Raw genomic sequence first — 21,511 nt, 5'->3', positions numbered from 1 at the left:
ATAAGAGGACGCACACACATTCAGGGAGGAATTTTACTGATGGTAAAAAAATGGGCCGTCATCTACGAAACCGTTTTACTCACACTTGCACTATTATCCGTCATGTATTTATGGTCGGATCATCCAGCTGCCATCTTCCTGGACCGGTTTGTCTGGCTGCTGTTTTTCGTCGACGTTACCATCCGGATCCTCCGTTCAAAGGACAAACTTCAATACATAAAAAAGCATCCGCTTGAAGTCATTGCCGCCATTCCTTTAGAGAGCATTTTTCAGCTTGCCCGTGCGGCCAGGCTGTTCCGTCTTCTGCGAATGCTGCTCATTGTCCGGCGTCACTTCCCCCATCTGCTTAAAATTCTCAGGACTAACGGACTGGACCGTGTTCTCCTGTTCTCGTCCGTCATGCTGTTTGCCTCGTCGGTCATTATCCGGCATGCCGAGGAAAATATTTACTCTTATGCAGACGGATTGTGGTGGTCGATCGTGACGGTCACCACAGTCGGCTACGGAGACATTGCCCCTTCCACGCTTTCCGGAAGGCTCGTCGCCATTTTTCTGATGGTCATAGGGATCGGGCTGATCGGGATGCTTACAGGTTCCATTACGACCTATTTTGTAAAAAAGCCGAAAGAAGGAAATCCGACAATCCGGTATGTACAATCTGAGCTGGACCGCTATGATGAGCTTTCCCCCAAGGAACGGGAGCGAATCGTATTTCTTCTTAAAGAAATGAACGAGGAGCATACAAGGCAGCCCAAATAAAAGGAGAGAGCCGGTCTCATACGGCTCTCTCCTTTCTGTTCCTATTCTGCCAGGAAGCGTTCCACACCTTCGATTACATATTCGTGGTCAAGCTGTGGAGTAAGTCCTGCCACTGTCACCGACCCGATCACTCCCACATGTGGGATACGGACTGGAAAGGAACCGCCGACAGCCTGATACCGGGCAGGGTCAAGGAGAGAGCTTTCCGAGTGAGACGTTCCATTCTCCTCAAACCTTGCTGCAATAAACTGGGTGCTGTGATGATAATGGTCCACGACCGATTTCTTCCGGTAAAGCCAGGAGACATTTTCTTCTGACGTACCTTCCATGAGATGGGTAAACAGCGGCACCCGGTTTCTCTCCACGTGCACCGCAATGGATACCCCTGTTTCTTTAGCATAATCCACAAGGGTCAACCCTAGCTTCAGGGCATCATCATTCGTGAATTGTTTAAATGTCAGCCTTTGTTCCAGCTGTTCCAACTGTTGTTTCATGATAAATCAACTCCATTAAATAAATTGTTTTCGGTCACTCTTCGTATTCCAAACCGCCAAAACACAGGCAGCAGCGGCCATGAGGGCTCCCATCCATGCCGCGTCAAGAGGCGTGAACCTGTTCACGGCCATTCCCCCGAGAGCAGATCCGGCGGCTATCCCCACATTAAAAGCAGCGATATTAAAGGCGGACGCCAGGTCTTTTGCAGAGGGGGCCAGTTTTTCAGCGAGCGTTACAATATAGGACTGGACGCCCGGTGACATCATAAAGGCAAACAACCCAAGCAGGACGATTGATACTATACTCAGAATCCTGTTTGGAAGAAGGAGCATCTGCAGAAGCAGTACGACGGCCTGTACTCCGAAGATGTACCGGAGTGCCTTGACCGGATGGCCATCTGCCCATTTCCCTCCAAGAATATTCCCGATCGCTACAGCCACTCCGTAAATAAGCAGTAAAAGGGAAATCCAGTCAGAAGGATGACCACTCACTTCTTCAAGAATGGGGGTCATATACGTAAAAATGGTAAAGGTCCCTCCAAAACCAAGAGCCGTCATCATCAAGGACGAAACGATTTTCGGATGCTTAACGAGAACGATAATGTCGCCCACTTTGGGACCCGTGGTTGACTTTGCTATCCGATCCACGGCAAAGAATGTGGTGACAAGGCCAAGGAGGCCAAGAACCGCCACCACAATGAAGGTGACCCTCCACCCTGCGTTCTGACCAATGTACGTACCCATAGGGACGCCGGCGATCGTCGCAACCGTTAAACCTGTAAACATAATGGAAATGGCACTTCCCCGTTTATGCTCCGGTACTAAATCAGCGGCAACGGTGGCAGCAACCGCAAAGAACACTCCATGAGCCACAGCTGTTACCACACGAGCCGCCAGGAGTAATTCATACGTTTGGGCGATAGCTGCAGCGGCATTTCCAGCTGAAAACACCATCAATAATAAAAGCAGAAAGAATTTTTTTGGTATTCTACTTGTTACTGCTGTTACAACAGGGGTTCCGATGGCAATGGCCACTGCATAACCAGAGATAAGCGTTCCTGCTTTTGTTACCGTGATGCCTAGATCTGAGGCCACCGTCGGCAGGAGCCCGACGATAACGAATTCGGTGGTTCCGATAGCAAACGCGCTGACAGCAAGGGCAGTCAGTGCGATATAAACTTTTGTTGATATTTCCTTCATACACCTTTTCTCCCTTTATGAAGATTTTGCTGTTTCAAACAATTGTGCGAGGAGGGTGCTGCAGGCAGTCAATGCCTTTCCAACGCTTTTATCACGCTTCCGGTGAAGCCGCTCTGCCGGTCCGGAAACCGCAATAGCCGCAATGACTTTTCCCTGAAGTACGACAGGAGCAGCTATACAGCGGAGACCTTTTTCTGTTTCTTCATCGTCAACCGCATAGCCCTGGCTCCGGATAACTTTTAAATGCTCCTTGAAAAGATGGGAATCCACAAACGTCCGATCCGTATTAGGTGTCAATTTCAACTCCTCCAATACACGGCTTTGCTGCTCTTCCCCCAGAAAAGCAAGCATCACTTTTCCGAGGGCGCTCAAATGGACAGGAGACCGGTCGCCCACACGGGAATGCGCCCGGATGGAATGAGGGCCGTCGACGACCTGGGCTGTAACCACATCTGTCTTAAACAACACGCCGACATAGGCCGTCTCCTCTACTTCTTCACTCATTTCAATCAGCGGAGGGACAGACAGCCAGTTGAACATAGGTTCATACTGGTCCAGTCCCGCACCGGTTTTGTGAGAAGAACGATACACATGGCCGGTCTTTTTTATATATCCCATAGATTCAAGCGTGTACAAGAGACGGAAAGCTGTGGATTTTTTGAAGGAAAAGTGGTGCATGACGTCCGTCAGTGTCATATCCTTCTCTGTCAGGGCATCAAGAATGCGCAATCCTTTTTTCAACGTTGCCGCTTCATACTGTTTCATCATCATTCCTCGCTTTCGCACGTGTCTATAGTATCCCCCTTCATCATACCTCTTCAAAAAAAGAAAAAAAGTTTCTATAAATGAAACGTTCGGTCAAAACCAGGTCTTCCCGTCCATTGAAGAAGCGGACAAAGAAACGTAGAATAAAGATCGTCGTATGACAGGGAAAGGAGTACACCAGATGCCTGATACACATTCATGGATCAAACCTGTGATCCTTCTCCTTCTTTCTTCCATTCTCATCACCGGCTGCCAGCTGGAGCAGTCGGCTTCAGGAGATCTTGAAACTGCCGTCGTGACCCGTGTTGTTGATGGCGACACCATACGCGTGGAGTGGAACGGCGCTGAAGAAACCGTCCGCCTGCTGCTGGTGGATACACCGGAGACCGTCCACCCGGACAAACCTGTGCAGCCTTTCGGGCAGGAGGCAAGTCAATTTGCAAAGGATACATTAACCGGGAAAGAAGTACAGTTGGAGTTTGACGGACCGGAACGCGACAAATACGGCCGGCTGCTTGCCTACATATGGATCAGTGATACATCTTTCAACGAGCTTCTATTGGAAAAAGGCCTTGCCCGCTATGCCTACGTCTATGACCCTCCCTATACACACGCGGGAGATTTGAAGGAAGCGGAACAGGAAGCTTCCGACGGTGAAAAAGGGATATGGAGTCTTCCAGGTTATGTGACCGAGGACGGATTCGCTGAAGGTTTTGAAGTGGAACAAGCAGAAAAACGTTCATCAAACAATACGAAAGACACCTTCGAAGGCTTTGACAAGGACTGTTCTGATTTTGATACTCAAGAAGAAGCTCAGGCTTTTTATGAAGACGCCGGCGGCCCCGGAGACGATCCGCACCGGCTGGATGGTTCGGATCAGGATGGGCTCGTCTGTGAAAGCTTATCCTAAAAAAAACCCCTGATCTCATTGCTGAGATCAGGGATTTTTAATTAGCGGCTGATACGGGATCTGTCTCTCTTTTCATACAATAGTCGTGAAGCACCTGGCAGACATCCACTCCGTGATTCTCAGCAACATCGATGCTCCAGACATGCGGGTGACTCTGTACGATAACGCCAGGCGGAAGCGGAAGCTGTTGAAGGAACGCCTCCGCATTTTGTTTTTCTTCCCCGGATTTGAAAACCACGTGCACCAATGCTCTTCCTGTGGTATGCTCAGACACCCGGTACGCCAGTTTACCACGGAATCGGGTAAGAAAAGACATCGTATCATATACGTCTTCATCACGGATGATGACGCGGTATTGGCATCCGCCCGTATGTTGAGTGGCCTTCCAAGGGTTCAACGTTTCCTTCCACTCTTCCTCCAGTTTCTTCATATCCATACTTCCATGGATGGAGAGGTGGGATAACCCGGTTTCATAAGTCACTCCAATAACCGGAAAGGCATAGGTGCGTGCGTTGGCAGGAAGCACGGTCGTCCCTTCCTGTTCCGTGAAGCTCGAACGGACAACTAAAGGGATGTGACCAGATTTTGCAGCTTCAGCAGCTCGCGGATGAACAACGGACGCCCCGAGTTCTGCGAGTGCTGAAAGACTTTCAAAATCCATCTCCTCATATTTCTGCGCTCCTTTGATTGTACCTGGATCTGCAGTATAGACCCCGTCCACATCAGTGAAAATCTCACAACGGGCGGCTTTCAGGGCTGCTGCCAGTACCGCCGCCGTCGTATCCGATCCTCCACGGCCGAGCGTTGTCACCTCATGACCGCCTGGACAGCCTTGAAAACCGCTGACGACGACGACCTTCCCTTCCTCCAGCCTTTGACGGATAGGGAGGGGATCGACGCTTTTCACAATGGACGATCCGTAAGTCGCATCGGTTTCAAGACCAGCCTGGGACCCGGTCAGCGCGTCAGCCTCTATTCCCCGTGCCTGCAGCGCCATCGCCATCAACGCACAGGACACCTGTTCCCCCGTCGATAGGAGAAGATCCAGTTCCCTTGCAGCAGGACGTGTGGTAACCTGTCCGGCCAAGGCCGTCAAGTCGTCAGTTGTAGAGCCCATGGCAGAAACAACAACAACGACCTGCCTCCCTTTCTTTGTTTCCTTGATGATCCGATCTGCCGCCTGAGCCATCCTTTCAGCGGTCTGCAGGGATGTTCCCCCGTATTTTTGTACGACAAGTTCCACCATGATCCCTCTTTTCGTCAAGTTGTCTGTTCAAATTTTTTCTTGAAGGCGGCCAGCGCATTCGTTACTTGACCATGCTCCGATGCATGAGGTCGGTCATCACCATCTCCATATCCATAATCAACCATCCGGTTCCGGTTCAGACACAACTTGGTCATCGTCGGCTTAAAGAAATCAAATAACTCAAATCTTTCCTTCAACTGAGGGAATCTCTGCTGATAATCGTGGATCGCCTCTGCGAGCAGTTCCCAGAATGTTTCCTCATCCAACAGCTCATACGTTTCCAGTACATCACTGAAATAACGCAGGTGGCAGATAAACAACCCGGTAAAAATAAATTGAGTCAACCCTTCAGGCGGTTCACTGCGGAGTACGTCCTTCATTTCCTGAGAGAGACCTTCCAGCTCTTCGAACGGCTGATCCGTCACATTGACATCATCAACAAAATCTTTGACTGCCAGGCGGTGAGGCTTGTAGTCTTTCAATACTAGAATCGTGTTCTGACCATGGGGGCTGAATACGGTTCCGTATTGGTACAGGAAATGCAGAAGCGGATCCATGACCACTTTATAAAATTGGCGCATCCATTCCTCCGGCTCCATGCCTGACGCTTTCATCAGTTCCTGTACGTAAGGGGTGCCCTCATAGTCTTTATGAAGCAGTGCGGCAAGAGTGATGGGCTGCTCTCCTTCGTCTATATATGTATAAATACTTTCCCGCCAGATCGTCCCGAGCATTTCCAAGTATTGATACGGTGTTTGGTCTACGGATGTGAAATGAGGCTGATCTACATTGATGCTGGCGTTCTCTCCAGGAAGAATCACCCGGCACTCCTGTTTAAGAAAATCATCCTTCTCATACATCCCCTTGATGAGCGCCGTCACTTTCGGAGCGATCCTTGTCCGTTCAGCGGGAAGACCACGGTAGACGAGGGTGTTCAAAATACTCATTGGCAGCTTCACATGGTGTTTCTCCTGTACACTTCGGTTGACGAACGTACGGATGGACTGCTGCGGCAGATATTTATCCCGACCATCACCGAGCGGAATGATTGTTTTTCGGGACAATTCGCCCGGAAAATGCAGCACAATCTTATTTTTCCACTGCCATTCATGGACAGGAAGGAAATAATAGTCGTCAGGATCTTTTCCTTCTTCTCTCACAACGTCTGCAAACTGTTCTCTCTCTTCAGGGCTGAGCTCTTTTTCCAACAGTTCCTTGTAGGAGAGCCCTTCCACAGCCTGGAATTCAGCGAGACTACGGTGAACGGCCAGCCAGGAAAGACATATTTCTTCCTGCTGTTCCGGCGCGTACTTCAAGTAGTCATCATAACCGAAGCCGATCCGGCCTTTGTTGTAGGTGATCCACGGATGTCCGGTCATGCAGCCCTCCAGCTCTGCATAATCAAGGTCGATCAAATCACGGGAGGTCCGGTCTGTTTGATTTTTCAAGTAAAGGTCTGCTGTTAAGGTTGCCTGAAGCTCTTTGATCAAGTGTCCCGTCGTTTCCGGTTTCATGCCAATCCTATCTTTAAGATCAATGAGAAGCTGAACCGCATCATACGGTTCTTTCACTACGCCGTCCTGTGTGACCGTTATGGATGCTTCTGCCACATCCCAGCTGTCAAACAGGCGGCTGACCGCTTCAAATGTATACACCCGTCCGTGCGGGGCCTGGAGGACGAATGTTTTTTTCTTCCCATTCTCCGAAGCCACCTCTGGGTGGATCATATCTTCATACATATATTCGGCCAGCATTTTCGCCATCAGCTTACGATTGACTTCTTTCCAGTCCGCTTCGTTGAATTGCTTGGAAACTTCCGCTTGTTTATACATGTTCATCCCTCATTTCTTTATGATTGAATGTTCCGGCTGCCTGGATGCTCCAAAAGTCTGAAACACATTTTCCGCCTGTACCGGGTATACCTCCCGGCCGGCAAGCCGGTTGATAATGACCGCATTCCGGTGTGCACCAAGGCCCAGATCCGGTGCCCCTACCCCGTGGGAGTGAAGTTCACCATTCTGAACAAAAAGATCCCCCCGCGTATTCAGGTTTGTTTTCAGTTCATACGTTTTCTCCACTTGGAAACGGCCTTGATCATCCCATAAAATCTTGTCCGTCAGCGGCTGTAGAAATAGAGGTACCGCAGGCTGGTAGCCCGTTCCCAGAATGACTACATCCGCTTCTGCCGACACCTTGTCTTCTTTGACCCTATGAACACCATTCAGTGCCCACCGGCCGTTTTCCCATTGGATGGACGTCAGTTCCGTCATGGCCTGGAGATGGATGTCCGGGGACGCTCCTTCAATGGTCCGTTCATATAAATGGTCATAAATATCCGCAATGGTTTCCGCGCTGATCCCTTTATACAAAAGCCCTTGATTCTTAAGGAGCGCATCCTTCTTTTCCTGCGGCAGTTCATAGAAGAAATCGATGTAATCCGGCGAAAAATATTCAAGGCCGAGTTTTGAATATTCCATAGGAAAGAATCCATTCGACCTTGTGAACCACTGAAGACGTCCCCCGGTTTCCTGCTGGCTGCGGGCAAGATCGAGGAAGACTTCCGCAGAGCTCTGGCCGGATCCAAGAACAGCAATCGACTGGTCAGGATGGAGGTTTTTCTTTAAATACTCAGAGGTGTGAAAAACCGTATCTCCGAGCGCCTCTTGAAAGGCAGGTGGTATGTAGGGCTGTGTGCCAATTCCGAGGACGACATTCTCTGCGTAATACACCTCTTCCACCCCTGACGATCCACGAAGGACCCCCACTTCATAAACAGACCCGGCGTCCTTTTCCACCACCTCTACACGGGTTACGGTTCGGCCGAAGCGGCAGGAGGAAAGGCGTCCGCTCACCCAGCGGCAGTAGGCATTGTATTCTTTTCGTGGAATATGGAACTTTTCCAAAAAATAAAAATGGTAGAGCCGCTGATGCTCCTGCAGGTAATGAAGGAAGCTGTACTCACTTCGGACATCCACCATGCTGACAAGGTCAGCAAAGAAAGGGACCTGGAGGGTCGTTCCTTCAATCAGCATGTTCGGATGCCAGTTGAATTCCTCTTCCTTTTCGAAAAAGAGCGCAGAGACGTCCTCGACAGGATCAAGGAGCGCTGCCATCCCGAGGTTGAACGGCCCAAGTCCTATTCCAATCACATCATATACGGATGAATGCTTCATCTTTCCATCTCCTTTCGAACTCTTCCCGCTCACAAAACATTAAAAGTGCTTCTTTATCAGGAAGTGTGATCGGTCCCACCGGCCTGAAACCGCACGCTTGAAAAACGTGAATCATCTTTTCATTGCGGATGTCCGGCTCAGCCACGACCTTTGATGTATCCTCGTGCCTGAATTGAAACTGCACCATGGCTTTTAATAACGGCAGGGCGTACCCGCGGCCCAGAAAATCTTTCTCACCAATCAGCAGGTGAATGCCCTGATCGAAAGGATGCGGATGATAGAAGTCTTCTATGACATCCCCCCTCACCCAGTAAGCTTCCCAGTAACTCATAGCCATCCCGTGTATACATCCGATATAAAGCGTTTGGTGAGGATCATTCACTGCCTTCTGAAAATGGGTGTGAAAGGCCGGCCAAGGGAGGTTCAGCTGCCAGTATGGATGGACATGGTCCTCCTTCATCCACTTATGTACGAGCGGCCCGTCCCCTTCCTGCGCCTCTCTGAATGCCAGCGTCCGCGCGATGGCAGGATCATAGATTTCATAATCAAACCTCATGATGTGCGCCCACCTTCGCAGCCAGAGGGTTATACACGTTCGTATATACAGACTGGGACTCCATCGGACCGACAAGTTCATCCATATCATACAGTCGCGTTAACAAGTTGGCCTTACATGGAAGCTTCTCTTCCTCCAGAAGTGTGTGAACCACATTCATCGGCAGCCAATCTGCCAAACGGGTACGAAGCAGGTCCAGGAGCTTTTCCTCCTCCACCAGACCGTTTACACCGAAGCCGTTGATGATTCCAAAAAGATGATTAAAGAAAAAGTAGTAGCGGAGCCGTTCTTCAGCCACCACATCGTCACAGATCGTGTCACTTTCCTCATTCACGGATGGCAGAAGGGCCGATAGTTTCTCGGCAGATGAACGGCTGAAGTAATACCCCTGGTTATCTCTGTAATAAAACGTTTCCGGATACCCCTCTTTTAAGCGTACGACTGAATTCTGCTGATGAGCTTCGAGCGCAATTCCATAGTTGGACAGCAGCCAGAGAATCGGATCCAGGCTGATGGATAAATAGCGGTCAAACCAATCGAGACTCACATCTTCGGTGGTCCGCTTTTCTTTTTCAGCCAGGTTGTGGACGATGGAAGCCAGTCTCGCCTTTTTCCCATAAGCATGATCTTGAACGAGGGCAGCGACTGCCGTAACCTGGGTCTCATCGTTATAAAACGGATTTTCCCTGAGGACCACTTCGAAACCGGACACCTCTCGATTTGTTCTCACGTTTACAGAAGCCGGATCTTTAATGATTTGAAAATCAGGATGGTTCTCCTTCATCTCCCTTCCAAGCTCTGTATCCAGCAGTCTCGATACTTCCACGCCACGCGCCAGCTCCTTCGGCTGATTGATGCGGAGAGAGTTTGTAATTTTCACAGGTACCGAGAACTTATACATAAAACGGGAGGTTTCATTGTAAAGAGTCCTGAAGGAAGAAGTAGCCGTAAAAGGCTCCCCTGCCGGTCCGAGGTCTGTTAACAGCCCTTTGGTGAGAAGTTCCTGAACCTCTGGTTCCTGAAGTACCTTCTCCGCCTGCAGCGGATGAAGCGGCAGCAGATATCTCCCTTTCTCCCATTCTTTTGTCATTCTATCGGACCGATCTCCTTTGACCGCCTCTTCCTTGATCCATTCGACAGCCGGTTTGGAAAGACTGGAATCCTGCGCTACTATGGACGGATCCGCGCTGAAATAATGAAGCTGGAAGCGCCCTTTCAGTTCGGGTGTATAGAGATCATCCTGAAGATCCGTGAGGCCCTGCTTGCTTTTTGGAGTAGGGTGCAGAAGATGACCAAAAAGGAGCGACTGTTCAGCTTCTATAAATGTAAAGAACTCATCAGAAAGCTGTTCCTGATCACCCTCACGCTTTTTGATATAGCCTTTGACTTTTTTGCAGCTGAGCAGAACCCTCAGCACCAGTTCGTCCTCAGACCATTCACGGCCGTTGCCGATGAGCCATTCCTTTACGATCAGCGTCGTCATCGTCACATAATCCAGGGTATGGTAATCTCCCGAACGACCCGTTTTGTAATATGCGGGAAACCGGAAAAGGTGTCTGCCTGTCAAGGACCAGTAGTCTACGTTTACGTATAGGTGAATGTTCTGTCTGCCAAGAGGCAGACGAAGCACAGTCTGCCCCTCCTCCCGGAATGGATGATCTTCTGTATCGATTTGTTCAAATTCCTGAGTTTCTCTTAAATAACAATTAAGAAAACTCTGCATCGAAGCCTTTTCGGCTCTTTCTTCAGCTCTCATCAAGGCTGCCTCCTTCTTTCCTCTGCTGTACTGCTGTTTGTTCGACACGATCAAGTACGTCCTTCACATCATCGATCGACGTTCTCGGATTTAAAATTGTAAGCTTAAGATGGGTTTCTCCATGGACCTTCGTTTTCGCCACCACCGCTCTTCCGTCCTGAAATAACGCTTGCTGCAGTCTCCGGTTCAAGCGATCCACGTCCCCATCACCATCATCCGGTCTGTACTGAAAGACGACGGCCGACAACTGTGGTTCTGGATTTGCCGGATAAAAAGCAGACCGCCTTGTCATTTCCTGCGCCGCCAGCCGGGCTGTCTCAATCGTCTGGTCGATCATACTGCCAATCAAATCTGTGCCGAGCGTTTTCAACGTCAGGAAAATTTTCAATGCATCAAAACGCCGGGTCGTCTGGACACTCTTGTTGACGAGGTTCAGAACGCCTTCCTGTTCATCCTGTTCCGGGTTCAAATAATCGGCATGATGGGCAATCCATTTAAAATGATCGGAATCCTTCAGTAGAAATACACCGCTGCTGATTGGCTGGTATAGCCATTTATGAAAATCGAGGGTCATGGAATCTGCCTGCTCCAGACCGGCCAGTTTATGACGGTGACTGCTGAGAAGGAGCCCTCCTCCATAAGCGGCATCAACGTGAAACCAGATGTCATTTTCCCTGCAGATGTCTGCCAGTTCCTCTAATGGGTCTAGGCTTCCAAAATCTGTTGTTCCGGAAGTAGCAAAAACGGCAAAAGGAAGCAGTTCCTGTTCTTCCATTTCCATTATAATCTGCCGTAGAGCGGAACAGTCCATCCGGTGCTCTTCGTCGACCGGTACGGAAACGACAGCTTTCTCTCCAAGACCAAGCTGTGCCGCGGCCTTTTTCACAGAAAAGTGAGCTTCCTCTGAACAAAGGACCCTCAGCTTTGTGAAGCCTTCCGGCAGTCCCTGCTTCTGAACGTTCTGGTTCCAATTTTTCTGGCAGAAAGCATCACGCGCAAGCAGGAGTCCCATATAATTGGATTGAGTTCCTCCACTGGTAAAAACGCCATCCGCCTGATTGCCGTAGCCTGCCCTGGATGTCCAATACCGGATCATGGCCTCCTCCACATAAGTAGCGGCAGGGCTCTGGTCCCACGAGTCCATCGATTGATTCAAAGCTCCGATCAGCAGTTCACCGGCAATTCCCGTAAGGAGCGGGGGACAGTGAAGGTGCGCCATACTTTTTTCATGGGAGACATGAAGGCTGTCGCGGATGACAGGCTGAACTGCTTCCTTCAGCACATCCTGGAAAGGGCGGGCTTCTTCTGTTATATCCATGACGGCCTCGATCTGCCTGCGGATTTCCTCCGGTTGTGCGCCGGAGAAGGGATGATCCGCCTGCTTGAATGTTTCCGTGAATGTTTGCATGACCGCCTCCACCTGACTTTGAAATGCCTGGAGACTCTCTTCCTCCTGGTGAAGGAAAAAGGATTCAAAAAGATCAGTCTGTTTCCTCGATTCAGTCCTCATTGACATATCCTTTCACTGCTGCTTCAACAGCTTTACGGAAGATATCCGTAACTTCCTCCACCTGTTCTTTCGTAATAATCAGCGGCGGCAGAAAACGGACGACAGCGCCGTGACGCCCTCCTACCTCTAAAATGAGTCCTCGATCAAAACATTCCTTTTGAATACGACTGGCAAGCCTGCCATCTCCCGGGAAGCTGCCCCGCTTAGATTCCTTACCTGCTGGGTCTACGATTTCAGCTCCGATCATCAACCCGCGGCCTCGGACATCCCCCAGCTGAGGGTATTCCTTTTGGATATCATTTAAAGCCTGCATCAAAATCCTTCCCATCTGCTCGGCATGATCTGGAATCCGATGATCTTTCACATATTTCAAAGTTGCGGTCCCTGCCGCCATCGCCATTTGGTTGCCCCGGAAGGTTCCAATGTGCGCGCCCGGTTCCCAAGCATCCAAATCACTGTCATAGATGAGAACAGAAAGAGGAAGGCTCCCTCCAATCGCTTTGGACAGGACGAAAGCATCCGGAACAATCCCTGCATGTTCAAACGAGAACAGTTTTCCCGTACGGCCGATGCCTGTTTGAACTTCATCGATAATCAGCGGAATTCCCCGTTCCTTCGTAATCCTCCGCATCTCCTGGATCCATTCAACCGGGGCCGGGATCGATCCTCCTTCCCCCTGAACTGTTTCAAAAATCATTGCAGCTGGGGGAAGGATTCCACTTTCCGGGTCATCCAGGAGTTGTTCGATATAGGCAGCACTCAGCTCAGCTCCCTCTTCGCCACCTTTGCCGAATGAACAGCGGTAATCATAGGGATAAGGAAGGAAATGGGTATCAGGAACAAGTCCCTGCACCCGCTGCTTCGGAGCGAGGTTGCCGCTGATGGACATCGTCCCGTGTGTGGAGCCATGGTATCCTCCCTGGAAGGTTAAAATACTCTGCCTTCCTGTCGCGGTTTTAGCAAGCTTGAGCGCTGCTTCAACCGCGTCTCCTCCTGTCGGACCGCAGAACTGCACTTTCGCCCTTTCACGGAAAGATTCCGGCAGACTCATAAACAGCTCATCGACAAAGCTTTCTTTAACTTCGGTGGTAATGTCCAATGTATGTAAAGGCAGACGGTCATGAAGGACTTTCTCCATCGCCGCAGTCACAACAGGATGATTGTGACCGAGAGCAAGCGTCCCCGCACCGGCCAGGCAATCGATGTATCTCCGCCCTTCCACGTCTGTGATATGAATGCCTTCCGCTTCCTTGATCGCCAGTGGAATGCGTCGCGGATAGGACCGGGCGTTCGATTCTCTCTTCTCCTGCTGCTCCAGCAGCTGATGATTTGAAACTTCCGTATGTACACTCATGTTTCCAACTCCTTTATCGTCTTGTTGTTGATCCAATGCCATCTTAGTTGATAATGATTTTCAATGTCAATAATAATTGATAACTATTATCATTATCAATTAGTCCTATATACATCTCCTAAAGACTGTCACGACGGTCTTCTATCAACTTTGCTAAAATGACGATTTTTCTGATAATTGGTTAAAAAGGCCCGCTGCATAAACGAGGCCCATGGTTCCCGATAATTACCAGTATTTTCAATAGACCGTTCAAAAGTGGTATAGACATCTATATGGACTTCTTTTAAGATGAAAGAAGAATGGAAAATTAAGGAGGAATGTGATGAGGAAGAAAGCGTTGTCAATCATACTCACAACGACTCTTGGGGTTACGTTATGTTCAGGGGTTGTCGAAGCTTCACCGAAGGCAAGTCTTGAAATCCCGTCGAAAGTCAATCCGTACCAACAGGGGACATCCTCTCCCAATAACCACGCATGGGACCGTACCTATCCAACGCTTCCCGTGTTACATCCAGGATCGATTCGAGGTGCAGGAATGAGAACAGAACCACTGAAGCATATGGATAACATTTTGCAGACCGCTGTCGAAAATGACGTCATGCCCGGAGCTGTCGCCTTCGTTGCCAGGCGCGGACACATTGTTAAAGAAAACTCCTACGGGTATGCAGTCCGCTATGAAGATGCAGACCGGACAGAAACACCCCACCCGATCACCATGACCAAAGACACTATTTTTGACCTGGCCTCCATCAGCAAAATATTCACGACGACAGCAGCGATGAAGCTTTACGAGCAGGGTGAATTCAAACTGGATGACCCTGTAGCCAAACACATCCCCGAATTTGCAGGGAATGGAAAAGAAGACGTAACCATTGAACAGCTCATGACCCATACTTCCGGCTTTAAGCCATGGATCCCTCTCTATCAGGTGGAAGGTGACCGTAACGACCGGCTGCAGCACGTGTTTCAATACCCGCTTGAACATGCTCCGGGATCTACCTACACCTACAGCGACCTCAACATGATCACCCTCGGCGCGCTCGTGGAGCGGCTCTCCGGCATGAGATTGGATACTTTCGTTCAACAGGAAATTACCGCCCCCCTTGGCATGGATGACACGATGTACAACCCGCCGGAACAGCTGAAGAATCGTATCGCTGCAACGGAATATCAGCCTTGGACAAACCGTGGACTGGTGTGGGGAGACGTCCATGATGAAAGTGCCTGGTCTCTGGACGGCGTTGCCGGCCATGCCGGCGTTTTTTCAACCGCATCAGACTTAGCCGTTTTTGCCCACATGTTCTTAAAAGATGGAAAGTACGGGAGTACACGAATCCTTGAACCTGAAACAGTCGAACTGTTGACTGAAAACCGGATCCCGCAGTTTCCTGGAGATGATCACGGCCTTGGCTGGGAGCTCCAGCAGGGATGGTTTATGGATGCTCTTTCTTCCCCATCCAGCTATGGACACACCGGATATACCGGAACATCGATTGTCGTGAATCCAGAAAACGAGACCATTGCGATATTGCTCACCAACCGGGTTCATCCGACGAGGAAGACTGTTTCCACCTCGCCTACCCGCCGGGCCTTTGCCCGTACCGTTGCTGATGCCATCCCGGTAACGGCACCAAAATCGAAGAAGGAGACGTGGTTCGCCGGCTATGGTGACCAGTTATCCCGTTCCATGACCGCTGAAGTCAACCTCTATAAAGACCGGACCCTTTCGTTCTCCACATGGCACCAGATCGAGAGCGGTTTCGATTTCGGAAAAATAGAAACCTCCACAGACGGCAGCAGCTGGGAAGAAGTGTTGTCCCTTACAGGCAGAAGCCAGGCATGGGAGGAAAAATCTCTTACCATTCCGGCAGAAACGAAATATGTCCGGTTCACCTACGAAACGGATACCTCCGTCAACAACCGCGGATGGTATATCCATGGGGCTGAAATGAATGGAACTCCCCTCTCCTTTTCCAGCGAAGAATGGGAAAAGAGGAACTACTAACAACAATCCGCTGTCAACCCGGGGTTTTGTTCAAAATAAAGACGGATGACATGGTATCATCCGTCTCAGCTGGTAGAGAGCCCTTTTGTTTTTCCAGTATCTGCAGGAGTCCGCACCTTCACTTTCTGCGGACGAAAATCCAAGCCTTCTTAGGAAAACTCTACGCGGCTTCGGCCGACCGTTACCCGAGGAGAATAAAGAACTGCGCTTGTTCCGGAACCAAAAAGAGACTCCCTTCCACCCAGACACCCTGGGAACTATTTTTCAAACTTCATTTGGTTAGGTCACGAGGAGTGTTCGGTGGTGACGCCTGCGGGAACTGCACGAGCCGAAGATCCACTTGGGGAGGTGGTTTTCCTGCTCAAGTTAGCTGAGGTCGTGCCCGCGGCAAGCACCCGCCGATAAGCGGAACGTGGCCGTAAATCTTTCATTCGGTAAGCGCAGCAGATACCATATATTCTCTTTCTCTACAGCCTGAAAAAGACGGATGACCTCATGTCATCCGTCTTTTTCAAGCTCATTTTTTAAAACCACTGCCCGATTTTTCAGCATCCTTGTCATATACTTCTCCAAAAACAGCCGGTCAGCGAGCCGTCCCAAGATGCCAAGGGGCGATTGATAAACAAACGTATCCACCATCAGCGTCCCCTCAGCTTTTTCAATGAAATCATGGGTATGAGTAAAGGAATGGAAAACTCCTTTATCCATCACATCCACGAACCGATGGGGCGCCTGCATGGAAACAATTCGTGCCGTCAAGCGCTGCCGCACACCGAAATGAACACCTTCCCATGTCACGGTGTCTCCTTCCTCCAGCAAGCCTTCGGTTACACCACCGACCGCTTTTTCTTTTGTCTGCGTCATGCTTTTTGTATGGAGTTCCACACTTCGCGCCGCATCAAAAACCTGCTGCACCGGAGTTTTAATAAATTGGTGATGAATAATTTCAGGCATATATTTCCCCTCATCTTTCGTTGGACGTAAAAAAACCGGCAGTCAGGAGTGCCGTGCCCCCTACAGCAGGAACAAGATGGACGAGGAATACGATAAACACCGTCGAGAGCCCATGTTCCGACGCACGCGCTTCAGCAAACAGTGGAGCAAGAGGAAATACAAGCAGGGATAGAAGAGCAACCCCTGCCCCTATCCACCTGCGCTTTTCCCCTTTTCTCACTGTTTTTTCGAAACTGATCCATATGACCGCTGCATAAATACAAAGTAAAAGAAAAAGCAGACGACCTCCTCCTTTCATACGGATCGTTCTTTACAGCTTCCCGATAGTCAACGCCCCACCCGGGTTCAGACATGACAGCTTCTCTCCCTTTCGTCTGCCCTTAGTCATCCTGATGATATGCACACTCCGTAAGCTGTTTACTTGTAATCCTGTACCCGTCCCGGCCCGTGACAAATCCAGGAATGCCGGGTTGTCTCTCCAAACTGAAAGTTTACATAAGCCGCACAGCTCTCCCCCTATGATTCAAAGGTTCCACCTTTTCTGAAATGACGCTCAATACATGTATGCAGATCCTACTGAGGTTCGCCTGTCATCCATTCCACTATCATCGTTTCTTACAAAACCCGCCACTTTTACGCCCGGACCCGTAGTTTTTAATAAGAAGTGAACTATATACTTTCATTTCCTTCAGATAAAAAAGCCCGGTTCATAAACCGGGCTCTCCTTCATTTATTCTTCTGTTACCTTCACAATCGTACGTCCGCGTGTTTTTCCTTCCAGAATATCTGAAAGGGTTTGAGGAAGCTGATCAAATGTGATTTCATTCTTCATTTCATCAAGGTCCTCCGGCTTCAGATCATCAGCGATCCGGTTCCAGATGGTTTTCCGTGTTTCGATCGGGCAGTAGACGGAATCGATACCCAGAAGATTGACACTGCGCAGGATGAACGGGAATACGGTCGTCGGAACGCTTGTACCCGCTGTCAAACCACTCACCGCAACGGCACCACCGTATTTTGTTTCACTTAAGATGGTCGCAAGCGTCTTACCGCCGACAGGATCGACGGCCCCGGCCCAGCGCTGTTTGCTCAATGCCCGTACTTTTTCCGGGGAAAGCTCTTCCCGTGGAATAATATCCTCTGCACCGAGATGCTTCAAATAATCATGCTCGGATGCTTTTCCTGTGCTTGCTGTCACATGATAACCGCGCTTTTTCAGCATAGCGACAGCCATACTTCCGACACCGCCGGTCGCTCCAGATACAAGGATAGAACCGTCGTCAGGCTTGACACCTGCTTCTTCAAGCTTGTGAACGGACAAAGCTGCTGTAAAACCAGCCGTTCCGAAAATCATCGCTTCCTGCAGACTCAGGTTTTCCGGAAGTGGTATAATCCAGTCTCCAGGAACACGCGCATATTCACTGTATCCACCGTAATGAGACACTCCAAGTTCATAGCTGGTTACGATGACTTTCTGACCTTCCTCATAGCGGGAGTCAGCAGATGATACGACCGTCCCGGCCAGGTCGATTCCGGGAACAAACGGATAAGACTGGACGATCTTCCCGTTCGGAGTACTTGCCAGCCCGTCCTTATAGTTGACGCTTGAGTAATGCACCTGAATGGTGACGTCCCCTTCAGGCAGGTCATTCAATGTCAGAGACTGAATGTCCGCTGTAAAATCATCTTCTGTTTTATTCACTACAAAAGCCTTAAATGCTTCGCTCATGTGTAACATCTCCTTTCACCTTTTCATAAGATCCAACTCTATCGTAAGGCATTTTATACTGACTGGTCAAATTATTCTATCCGGTCAGAAAAAATATTTTCATGTCATCTCTTCTTCTTGTATAATAGATGGTTAGTATAGGAGGTAAGCTTATGGCTAAGAAAGCAGAGCAGCGACGACAACAGATTTTGAAGGCCGCTTTTGAAGCAGTGGCTGCCAAAGGCTATGATTCTGTTACGCTTCAGGATATCGCGGATTATGCGGAAGTGAGTAAAGGCGTCACCAATTATTACTTTAAAAATAAAGTGGATGTCTTTTCCCACTTGTTGGAGTGGATTACCACACGCATCTATGAAAAAGAGGCCGCTTCTATTGAATTAAAGGAAACAGCCTTGGGAAAACTCGAAGCTTATATAGATCAGGTGTTTGTCAGTCCTGAAGAAAATAAAACGTTTTACAGCGTCTACCTCGATTATCTGTCTCAAATGAAGCACCAGGAACGCTACAGGCAGATCAACCAGCAATTTTATGAAAACTGCTGGTCCATCGGACGAGAAATCATCACGCAGGGACTGAAAGAAGGCGTCTTTCACGTCGAGGATGTCGAACAGTCCGCCATCAGTATCCGCAGTATGATTGACGGAACCCTTATCCAATGGCTGATGAGTCAGGATGATGCCAAGCACGCCAGTTATAAATCCCACTGTCATCAGTCCGTCCTTCGTCTACTGAGGGCGTCCTCATAGAAAAACCTCTCAGGCAGCTGTCCTGAGAGGTTTTTCTATTTTATAATTCTTTCGTACCCTTGACGCCGTTAATTGAATAGCTTGCCGTCAATTCCGCACTAATGGAGTGGGAAACTGAACAGTATTTGTCTTTGGACAATTGAATCGCGCGGACGACTTTTTCCTCTGGAAGGTCGCCTTTCAAATCATAATGGATGTGCATGCTCGTAAATTTACGCGGGTGTTCATCGGCTCTGTCACCACTGACATCCATATGGAAATCTTCAATTGGAAGACGCATTTTCTTTAAGATGGAAATGATATCAATACCCGTGCAGCCAGCGACTGCGTTCATTAATAATTCGGTCGGTCTGGCACCGCCGTTCTTCCCGCCGGAGTCCTCTCCAGCATCCATATCGACCGTGTGGCCGGAAGGAGTATCTCCTGAGAACGCCATATCTCCATTCCATTGAACTTTAAATTCCATCAGCTTCATCTCCTTTGATAGGAAGGGTTTGTTTTATCATGCACTTTCTGATTCCCCTTATACAGTACGGGGTTCCCTCAGAATCATCTCCTACTTTACCACAGCTTTTCTAAAAAGGGGCGGCACACGCTCACGATGCTTTTTTTATAGAAGAAAACCTGCCCCTCCAACCTCATACTGTCGTAATCAAAAGAAGCGAGGATTGTTTCTCTGTCCAGAAAAAAAGGTATGGACAGGTATAGGTGAAAGGAGAGTGGAATACGTGGAACAGAAAAACAGACTCGTCCGCGATCATACCCCGGAGGAAATGAAGGATTCAGGAAAAACGATCCGAACGAGGCAGCTGGCCGGTCAAGAATACAATGAAACATTGAAAGAGAAGCTTCTCGAAGTCGTCGATGACTATGCCCACGCAAAAGAAAACCGTAAATCCCTCACGAAACTCGCGGACATGATGGAGGTCATTCATGAATTAACCTATTCACATGGAGCGACCATCGAAGAGGTCGAACATATCCGTCAGCACCGCAGCAGGGAAAGAGGCGGATTTAAAAACCGCACCCTCCTGATCGACGTAGATGAATAAACAAGAGCGGTCCTTTTCTTCCCATCCTGCATTCCAAACGTTCGGCTATCGGAAGAAAATAAACCGATGCTCATGAACGTCCGCAGAAAAGCTGTGGCGTGTACACCTGAAGAAGCCGGGATTTTTGCAAAATTATAACATTGGCTTGGATGTTGTCCTTCCTGTTAAAATCGCTTATGATAGAAATAGTGATTTTTTTTAAAGAGGAGCGTATATATGAAACAATCCATTTACGGATTGACGTTTGAACAGCTGACCAGCTGGCTTGAGGAGCATGGGGAAAAGAAGTTCCGTTCCAAGCAGGTGTGGGACTGGCTGTACCAAAAGCGTGTAACAGAATTCTCGCAGATGAAAAACGTCAATCAGTCCTGTATCGACCTTCTGGCTGAGCATTTTACGATAGAAACATTGACCGAGGAAATTAAACAGGAGTCTCAGGACGGTACGATCAAATTCCTATTCAAACTGGATGATGGAAACGTTATTGAAACCGTATTGATGCGGTTCAACTACGGCCTATCCGTCTGTGTAACGACACAAGTCGGCTGTAACATCGGCTGTTCGTTCTGTGCCAGCGGTATTCTTCGTAAAAGCCGTGACCTGACAAGCGGAGAGATCGTGGAGCAGATCATGCAGGTCCAGCATCATCTGGATAAGCAGGGCAAGGATGAGCGCGTCAGCCACATCGTAGTCATGGGAATCGGAGAACCGTTTGATAACTATGACAACCTGATGGATTTCCTGAACGTCGTGAATGATAAAAAAGGTCTTTCCATCGGTGCCCGGCATATCACGGTATCCACCAGTGGAATCGCACCAAAAATGTACGAGTTTGCGGATGAAGGCATACAAGTCAACCTTGCCTTATCCATTCATGCACCGAACAATGAGCTGCGGACTCAGATTATGAAAATCAACCGGGCCTATCCGCTTGAAAAGCTGATGCCGGCCATTGACTACTATCTGGAGAAAACCAACCGTAGAATTACGTTCGAATATATTCTGCTTCGTGATGTGAACGATCATAAAAAAGAAGCCGAAGAACTTGCAGCTCTGCTGAAGGATAAGCGTCACTTGTCCTATGTCAACTTGATCCCTTACAACCCGGTCGCCGACCACCCTTACGAGCGAAGTGAGAAGGAAGCTATTCTGACGTTCTATCAGACATTGATGGACCGCGGGATTAAATGCGGGGTTCGTACGGAACACGGAACAGATATCGATGCCGCCTGCGGTCAGCTCCGCAGTAAGCAGATTGAAAAAGAAAAAGCACGTAAAAAGAAACAGATGCAGACAAACTAA

The 21,511-nt window shown here is 49.2% G+C and carries 20 protein-coding genes; 6 read left to right on the top strand and 14 right to left on the bottom strand.

Translation table 11 applies throughout. The features are described from left to right. Positions 1–39 precede the first annotated feature (39 nt). Positions 40–759, top strand: a complete 720-nt coding sequence (locus tag H615_RS0102065) for a potassium channel family protein (protein WP_027953602.1) — start codon at positions 40–42, stop codon at positions 757–759. 41 nt (positions 760–800) lie between these two features. On the opposite strand, the gene H615_RS0102060 is transcribed toward H615_RS0102065, so the two are convergent. The 3 genes from H615_RS0102060 to H615_RS0102050 are packed head-to-tail and all read right to left on the bottom strand — an operon-like array spanning position 801 to position 3,218. After that, entirely contained in the window at positions 801–1,253 is a 453-nt protein-coding gene (locus H615_RS0102060) for a heme-degrading domain-containing protein (RefSeq protein WP_035531149.1), read from the bottom strand. Between the two features lie 15 nt (positions 1,254–1,268). Continuing rightward, the gene (locus tag H615_RS0102055; protein WP_027953600.1) at positions 1,269–2,453 is read right to left on the bottom strand and encodes an MFS transporter; all 1,185 of its coding nucleotides are present in this window, start codon (positions 2,451–2,453) and stop codon (positions 1,269–1,271) included. Positions 2,454–2,468: 15 nt separating this feature from the next. Continuing rightward, a complete protein-coding gene (locus H615_RS0102050) occupies positions 2,469–3,218 on the bottom strand; it encodes an IclR family transcriptional regulator (RefSeq protein WP_035531415.1) in 750 nt (249 codons plus the stop codon). A 181-nt stretch (positions 3,219–3,399) separates the two neighbouring features. On the opposite strand from H615_RS0102050, the gene H615_RS20705 reads away from it, so the two are divergent. Then, positions 3,400–4,128, top strand: coding sequence for a thermonuclease family protein (locus tag H615_RS20705; RefSeq protein WP_051254556.1), 729 nt, complete (start codon positions 3,400–3,402; stop codon positions 4,126–4,128). A 37-nt stretch (positions 4,129–4,165) separates the two neighbouring features. On the opposite strand, the gene H615_RS21750 is transcribed toward H615_RS20705, so the two are convergent. The 7 genes from H615_RS21750 to H615_RS0102010 form a co-directional block, all read right to left on the bottom strand. Then, positions 4,166–5,371 carry an aspartate kinase gene (locus tag H615_RS21750; RefSeq protein WP_169516176.1) on the bottom strand — a complete coding sequence of 402 codons (1,206 nt, stop codon included), beginning with the start codon at positions 5,369–5,371 and terminating at the stop codon, positions 4,166–4,168. Between the two features lie 17 nt (positions 5,372–5,388). Further along, a complete protein-coding gene (locus H615_RS0102035) occupies positions 5,389–7,206 on the bottom strand; it encodes an IucA/IucC family protein (protein WP_027953598.1) in 1,818 nt (605 codons plus the stop codon). A gap of 9 nt (positions 7,207–7,215) precedes the next feature. Then, positions 7,216–8,547, bottom strand: a complete 1,332-nt coding sequence (locus tag H615_RS20695; protein ID WP_035531144.1) for a lysine N(6)-hydroxylase/L-ornithine N(5)-oxygenase family protein — start codon at positions 8,545–8,547, stop codon at positions 7,216–7,218. Continuing rightward, positions 8,525–9,103, bottom strand: a complete 579-nt coding sequence (locus H615_RS0102025; RefSeq protein ID WP_051254554.1) for a GNAT family N-acetyltransferase — start codon at positions 9,101–9,103, stop codon at positions 8,525–8,527. Before H615_RS0102025 ends, H615_RS20695 begins: the two co-directional genes overlap by 23 nt. After that, positions 9,093–10,862 (bottom strand): IucA/IucC family protein, encoded by a 1,770-nt coding sequence (locus H615_RS0102020; RefSeq protein ID WP_027953596.1) that lies wholly within the window; start codon positions 10,860–10,862, stop codon positions 9,093–9,095. The genes H615_RS0102025 and H615_RS0102020 overlap by 11 nt, the downstream gene beginning before the upstream one ends. Then, positions 10,849–12,267, bottom strand: a complete 1,419-nt coding sequence (locus H615_RS0102015) for a pyridoxal phosphate-dependent decarboxylase family protein (RefSeq protein WP_244877713.1) — start codon at positions 12,265–12,267, stop codon at positions 10,849–10,851. Before H615_RS0102015 ends, H615_RS0102020 begins: the two co-directional genes overlap by 14 nt. Before the next feature lie 91 nt (positions 12,268–12,358). Next, positions 12,359–13,765 carry an aspartate aminotransferase family protein gene (locus H615_RS0102010; protein ID WP_084162943.1) on the bottom strand — a complete coding sequence of 469 codons (1,407 nt, stop codon included), beginning with the start codon at positions 13,763–13,765 and terminating at the stop codon, positions 12,359–12,361. 280 nt (positions 13,766–14,045) lie between these two features. On the opposite strand from H615_RS0102010, the gene H615_RS0102005 reads away from it, so the two are divergent. Continuing rightward, positions 14,046–15,728: a serine hydrolase domain-containing protein gene (locus H615_RS0102005; protein ID WP_027953593.1), complete on the top strand. Its 1,683-nt coding sequence runs from the start codon at positions 14,046–14,048 to the stop codon at positions 15,726–15,728. A gap of 498 nt (positions 15,729–16,226) precedes the next feature. Here H615_RS0102005 and H615_RS0102000 read toward each other — a convergent pair whose 3' ends face one another. The 3 genes from H615_RS0102000 to H615_RS0101990 form a co-directional block, all read right to left on the bottom strand. Further along, positions 16,227–16,682: an SRPBCC family protein gene (locus H615_RS0102000; RefSeq protein WP_027953592.1), complete on the bottom strand. Its 456-nt coding sequence runs from the start codon at positions 16,680–16,682 to the stop codon at positions 16,227–16,229. 10 nt (positions 16,683–16,692) lie between these two features. Beyond that, a complete protein-coding gene (locus H615_RS0101995; RefSeq protein ID WP_027953591.1) occupies positions 16,693–16,980 on the bottom strand; it encodes a hypothetical protein in 288 nt (95 codons plus the stop codon). 432 nt (positions 16,981–17,412) lie between these two features. After that, the gene (locus tag H615_RS0101990; RefSeq protein WP_027953590.1) at positions 17,413–18,411 is read right to left on the bottom strand and encodes an NADPH:quinone oxidoreductase family protein; all 999 of its coding nucleotides are present in this window, start codon (positions 18,409–18,411) and stop codon (positions 17,413–17,415) included. 152 nt (positions 18,412–18,563) lie between these two features. Between H615_RS0101990 and H615_RS0101985 the strand changes: the two genes are divergently transcribed. Further along, complete coding sequence (locus H615_RS0101985) at positions 18,564–19,157, top strand: TetR/AcrR family transcriptional regulator (protein ID WP_027953589.1); 594 nt, start codon at positions 18,564–18,566, stop codon at positions 19,155–19,157. A 40-nt stretch (positions 19,158–19,197) separates the two neighbouring features. Here H615_RS0101985 and H615_RS0101980 read toward each other — a convergent pair whose 3' ends face one another. Next, entirely contained in the window at positions 19,198–19,623 is a 426-nt protein-coding gene (locus H615_RS0101980) for an OsmC family protein (RefSeq protein ID WP_027953588.1), read from the bottom strand. 262 nt (positions 19,624–19,885) lie between these two features. On the opposite strand from H615_RS0101980, the gene H615_RS0101975 reads away from it, so the two are divergent. Both H615_RS0101975 and rlmN read left to right on the top strand, forming a co-directional pair. Beyond that, positions 19,886–20,209 (top strand): nucleoside triphosphate pyrophosphohydrolase, encoded by a 324-nt coding sequence (locus H615_RS0101975; RefSeq protein ID WP_027953587.1) that lies wholly within the window; start codon positions 19,886–19,888, stop codon positions 20,207–20,209. Positions 20,210–20,425: 216 nt separating this feature from the next. Then, on the top strand, positions 20,426–21,511 hold the full coding sequence (rlmN, locus tag H615_RS0101970) for a dual-specificity RNA methyltransferase RlmN (RefSeq protein ID WP_027953586.1): 1,086 nt from the start codon (positions 20,426–20,428) through the stop codon (positions 21,509–21,511).

The sequence above is a fragment of the Halobacillus kuroshimensis DSM 18393 genome (assembly GCF_000425705.1).
GTDB classification, from domain to species: domain Bacteria; phylum Bacillota; class Bacilli; order Bacillales; family Halobacillaceae; genus Halobacillus; species Halobacillus kuroshimensis.
Note: the sequence above shows the minus strand (reverse complement) of the source record. Positions and strands in the feature narration are given on the sequence as shown.

Bases quoted from the DNA above. Each gene is read 5' to 3' on its own strand.
- H615_RS0102065 (WP_027953602.1), top strand. From the start codon at position 40: ATGGTAAAAAAATGGGCCGTCATCTACGAAACCGTTTTACTCACACTT.
- H615_RS0102060 (WP_035531149.1), bottom strand. From the start codon at position 1,253: ATGAAACAACAGTTGGAACAGCTGGAACAAAGGCTGACATTTAAACAA.
- H615_RS0102055 (WP_027953600.1), bottom strand. From the start codon at position 2,453: ATGAAGGAAATATCAACAAAAGTTTATATCGCACTGACTGCCCTTGCT.
- H615_RS0102050 (WP_035531415.1), bottom strand. From the start codon at position 3,218: ATGAAACAGTATGAAGCGGCAACGTTGAAAAAAGGATTGCGCATTCTT.
- H615_RS20705 (WP_051254556.1), top strand. From the start codon at position 3,400: ATGCCTGATACACATTCATGGATCAAACCTGTGATCCTTCTCCTTCTT.
- H615_RS0102035 (WP_027953598.1), bottom strand. From the start codon at position 7,206: ATGTATAAACAAGCGGAAGTTTCCAAGCAATTCAACGAAGCGGACTGG.
- H615_RS20695 (WP_035531144.1), bottom strand. From the start codon at position 8,547: ATGAAGCATTCATCCGTATATGATGTGATTGGAATAGGACTTGGGCCG.
- H615_RS0102025 (WP_051254554.1), bottom strand. From the start codon at position 9,103: ATGAGGTTTGATTATGAAATCTATGATCCTGCCATCGCGCGGACGCTG.
- H615_RS0102015 (WP_244877713.1), bottom strand. From the start codon at position 12,267: ATGCAAACATTCACGGAAACATTCAAGCAGGCGGATCATCCCTTCTCC.
- H615_RS0102010 (WP_084162943.1), bottom strand. From the start codon at position 13,765: ATGGCATTGGATCAACAACAAGACGATAAAGGAGTTGGAAACATGAGT.
- H615_RS0102005 (WP_027953593.1), top strand. From the start codon at position 14,046: ATGAGGAAGAAAGCGTTGTCAATCATACTCACAACGACTCTTGGGGTT.
- H615_RS0102000 (WP_027953592.1), bottom strand. From the start codon at position 16,682: ATGCCTGAAATTATTCATCACCAATTTATTAAAACTCCGGTGCAGCAG.
- H615_RS0101995 (WP_027953591.1), bottom strand. From the start codon at position 16,980: ATGAAAGGAGGAGGTCGTCTGCTTTTTCTTTTACTTTGTATTTATGCA.
- H615_RS0101990 (WP_027953590.1), bottom strand. From the start codon at position 18,411: ATGAGCGAAGCATTTAAGGCTTTTGTAGTGAATAAAACAGAAGATGAT.
- H615_RS0101985 (WP_027953589.1), top strand. From the start codon at position 18,564: ATGGCTAAGAAAGCAGAGCAGCGACGACAACAGATTTTGAAGGCCGCT.
- H615_RS0101980 (WP_027953588.1), bottom strand. From the start codon at position 19,623: ATGGAATTTAAAGTTCAATGGAATGGAGATATGGCGTTCTCAGGAGAT.
- rlmN (WP_027953586.1), top strand. From the start codon at position 20,426: ATGAAACAATCCATTTACGGATTGACGTTTGAACAGCTGACCAGCTGG.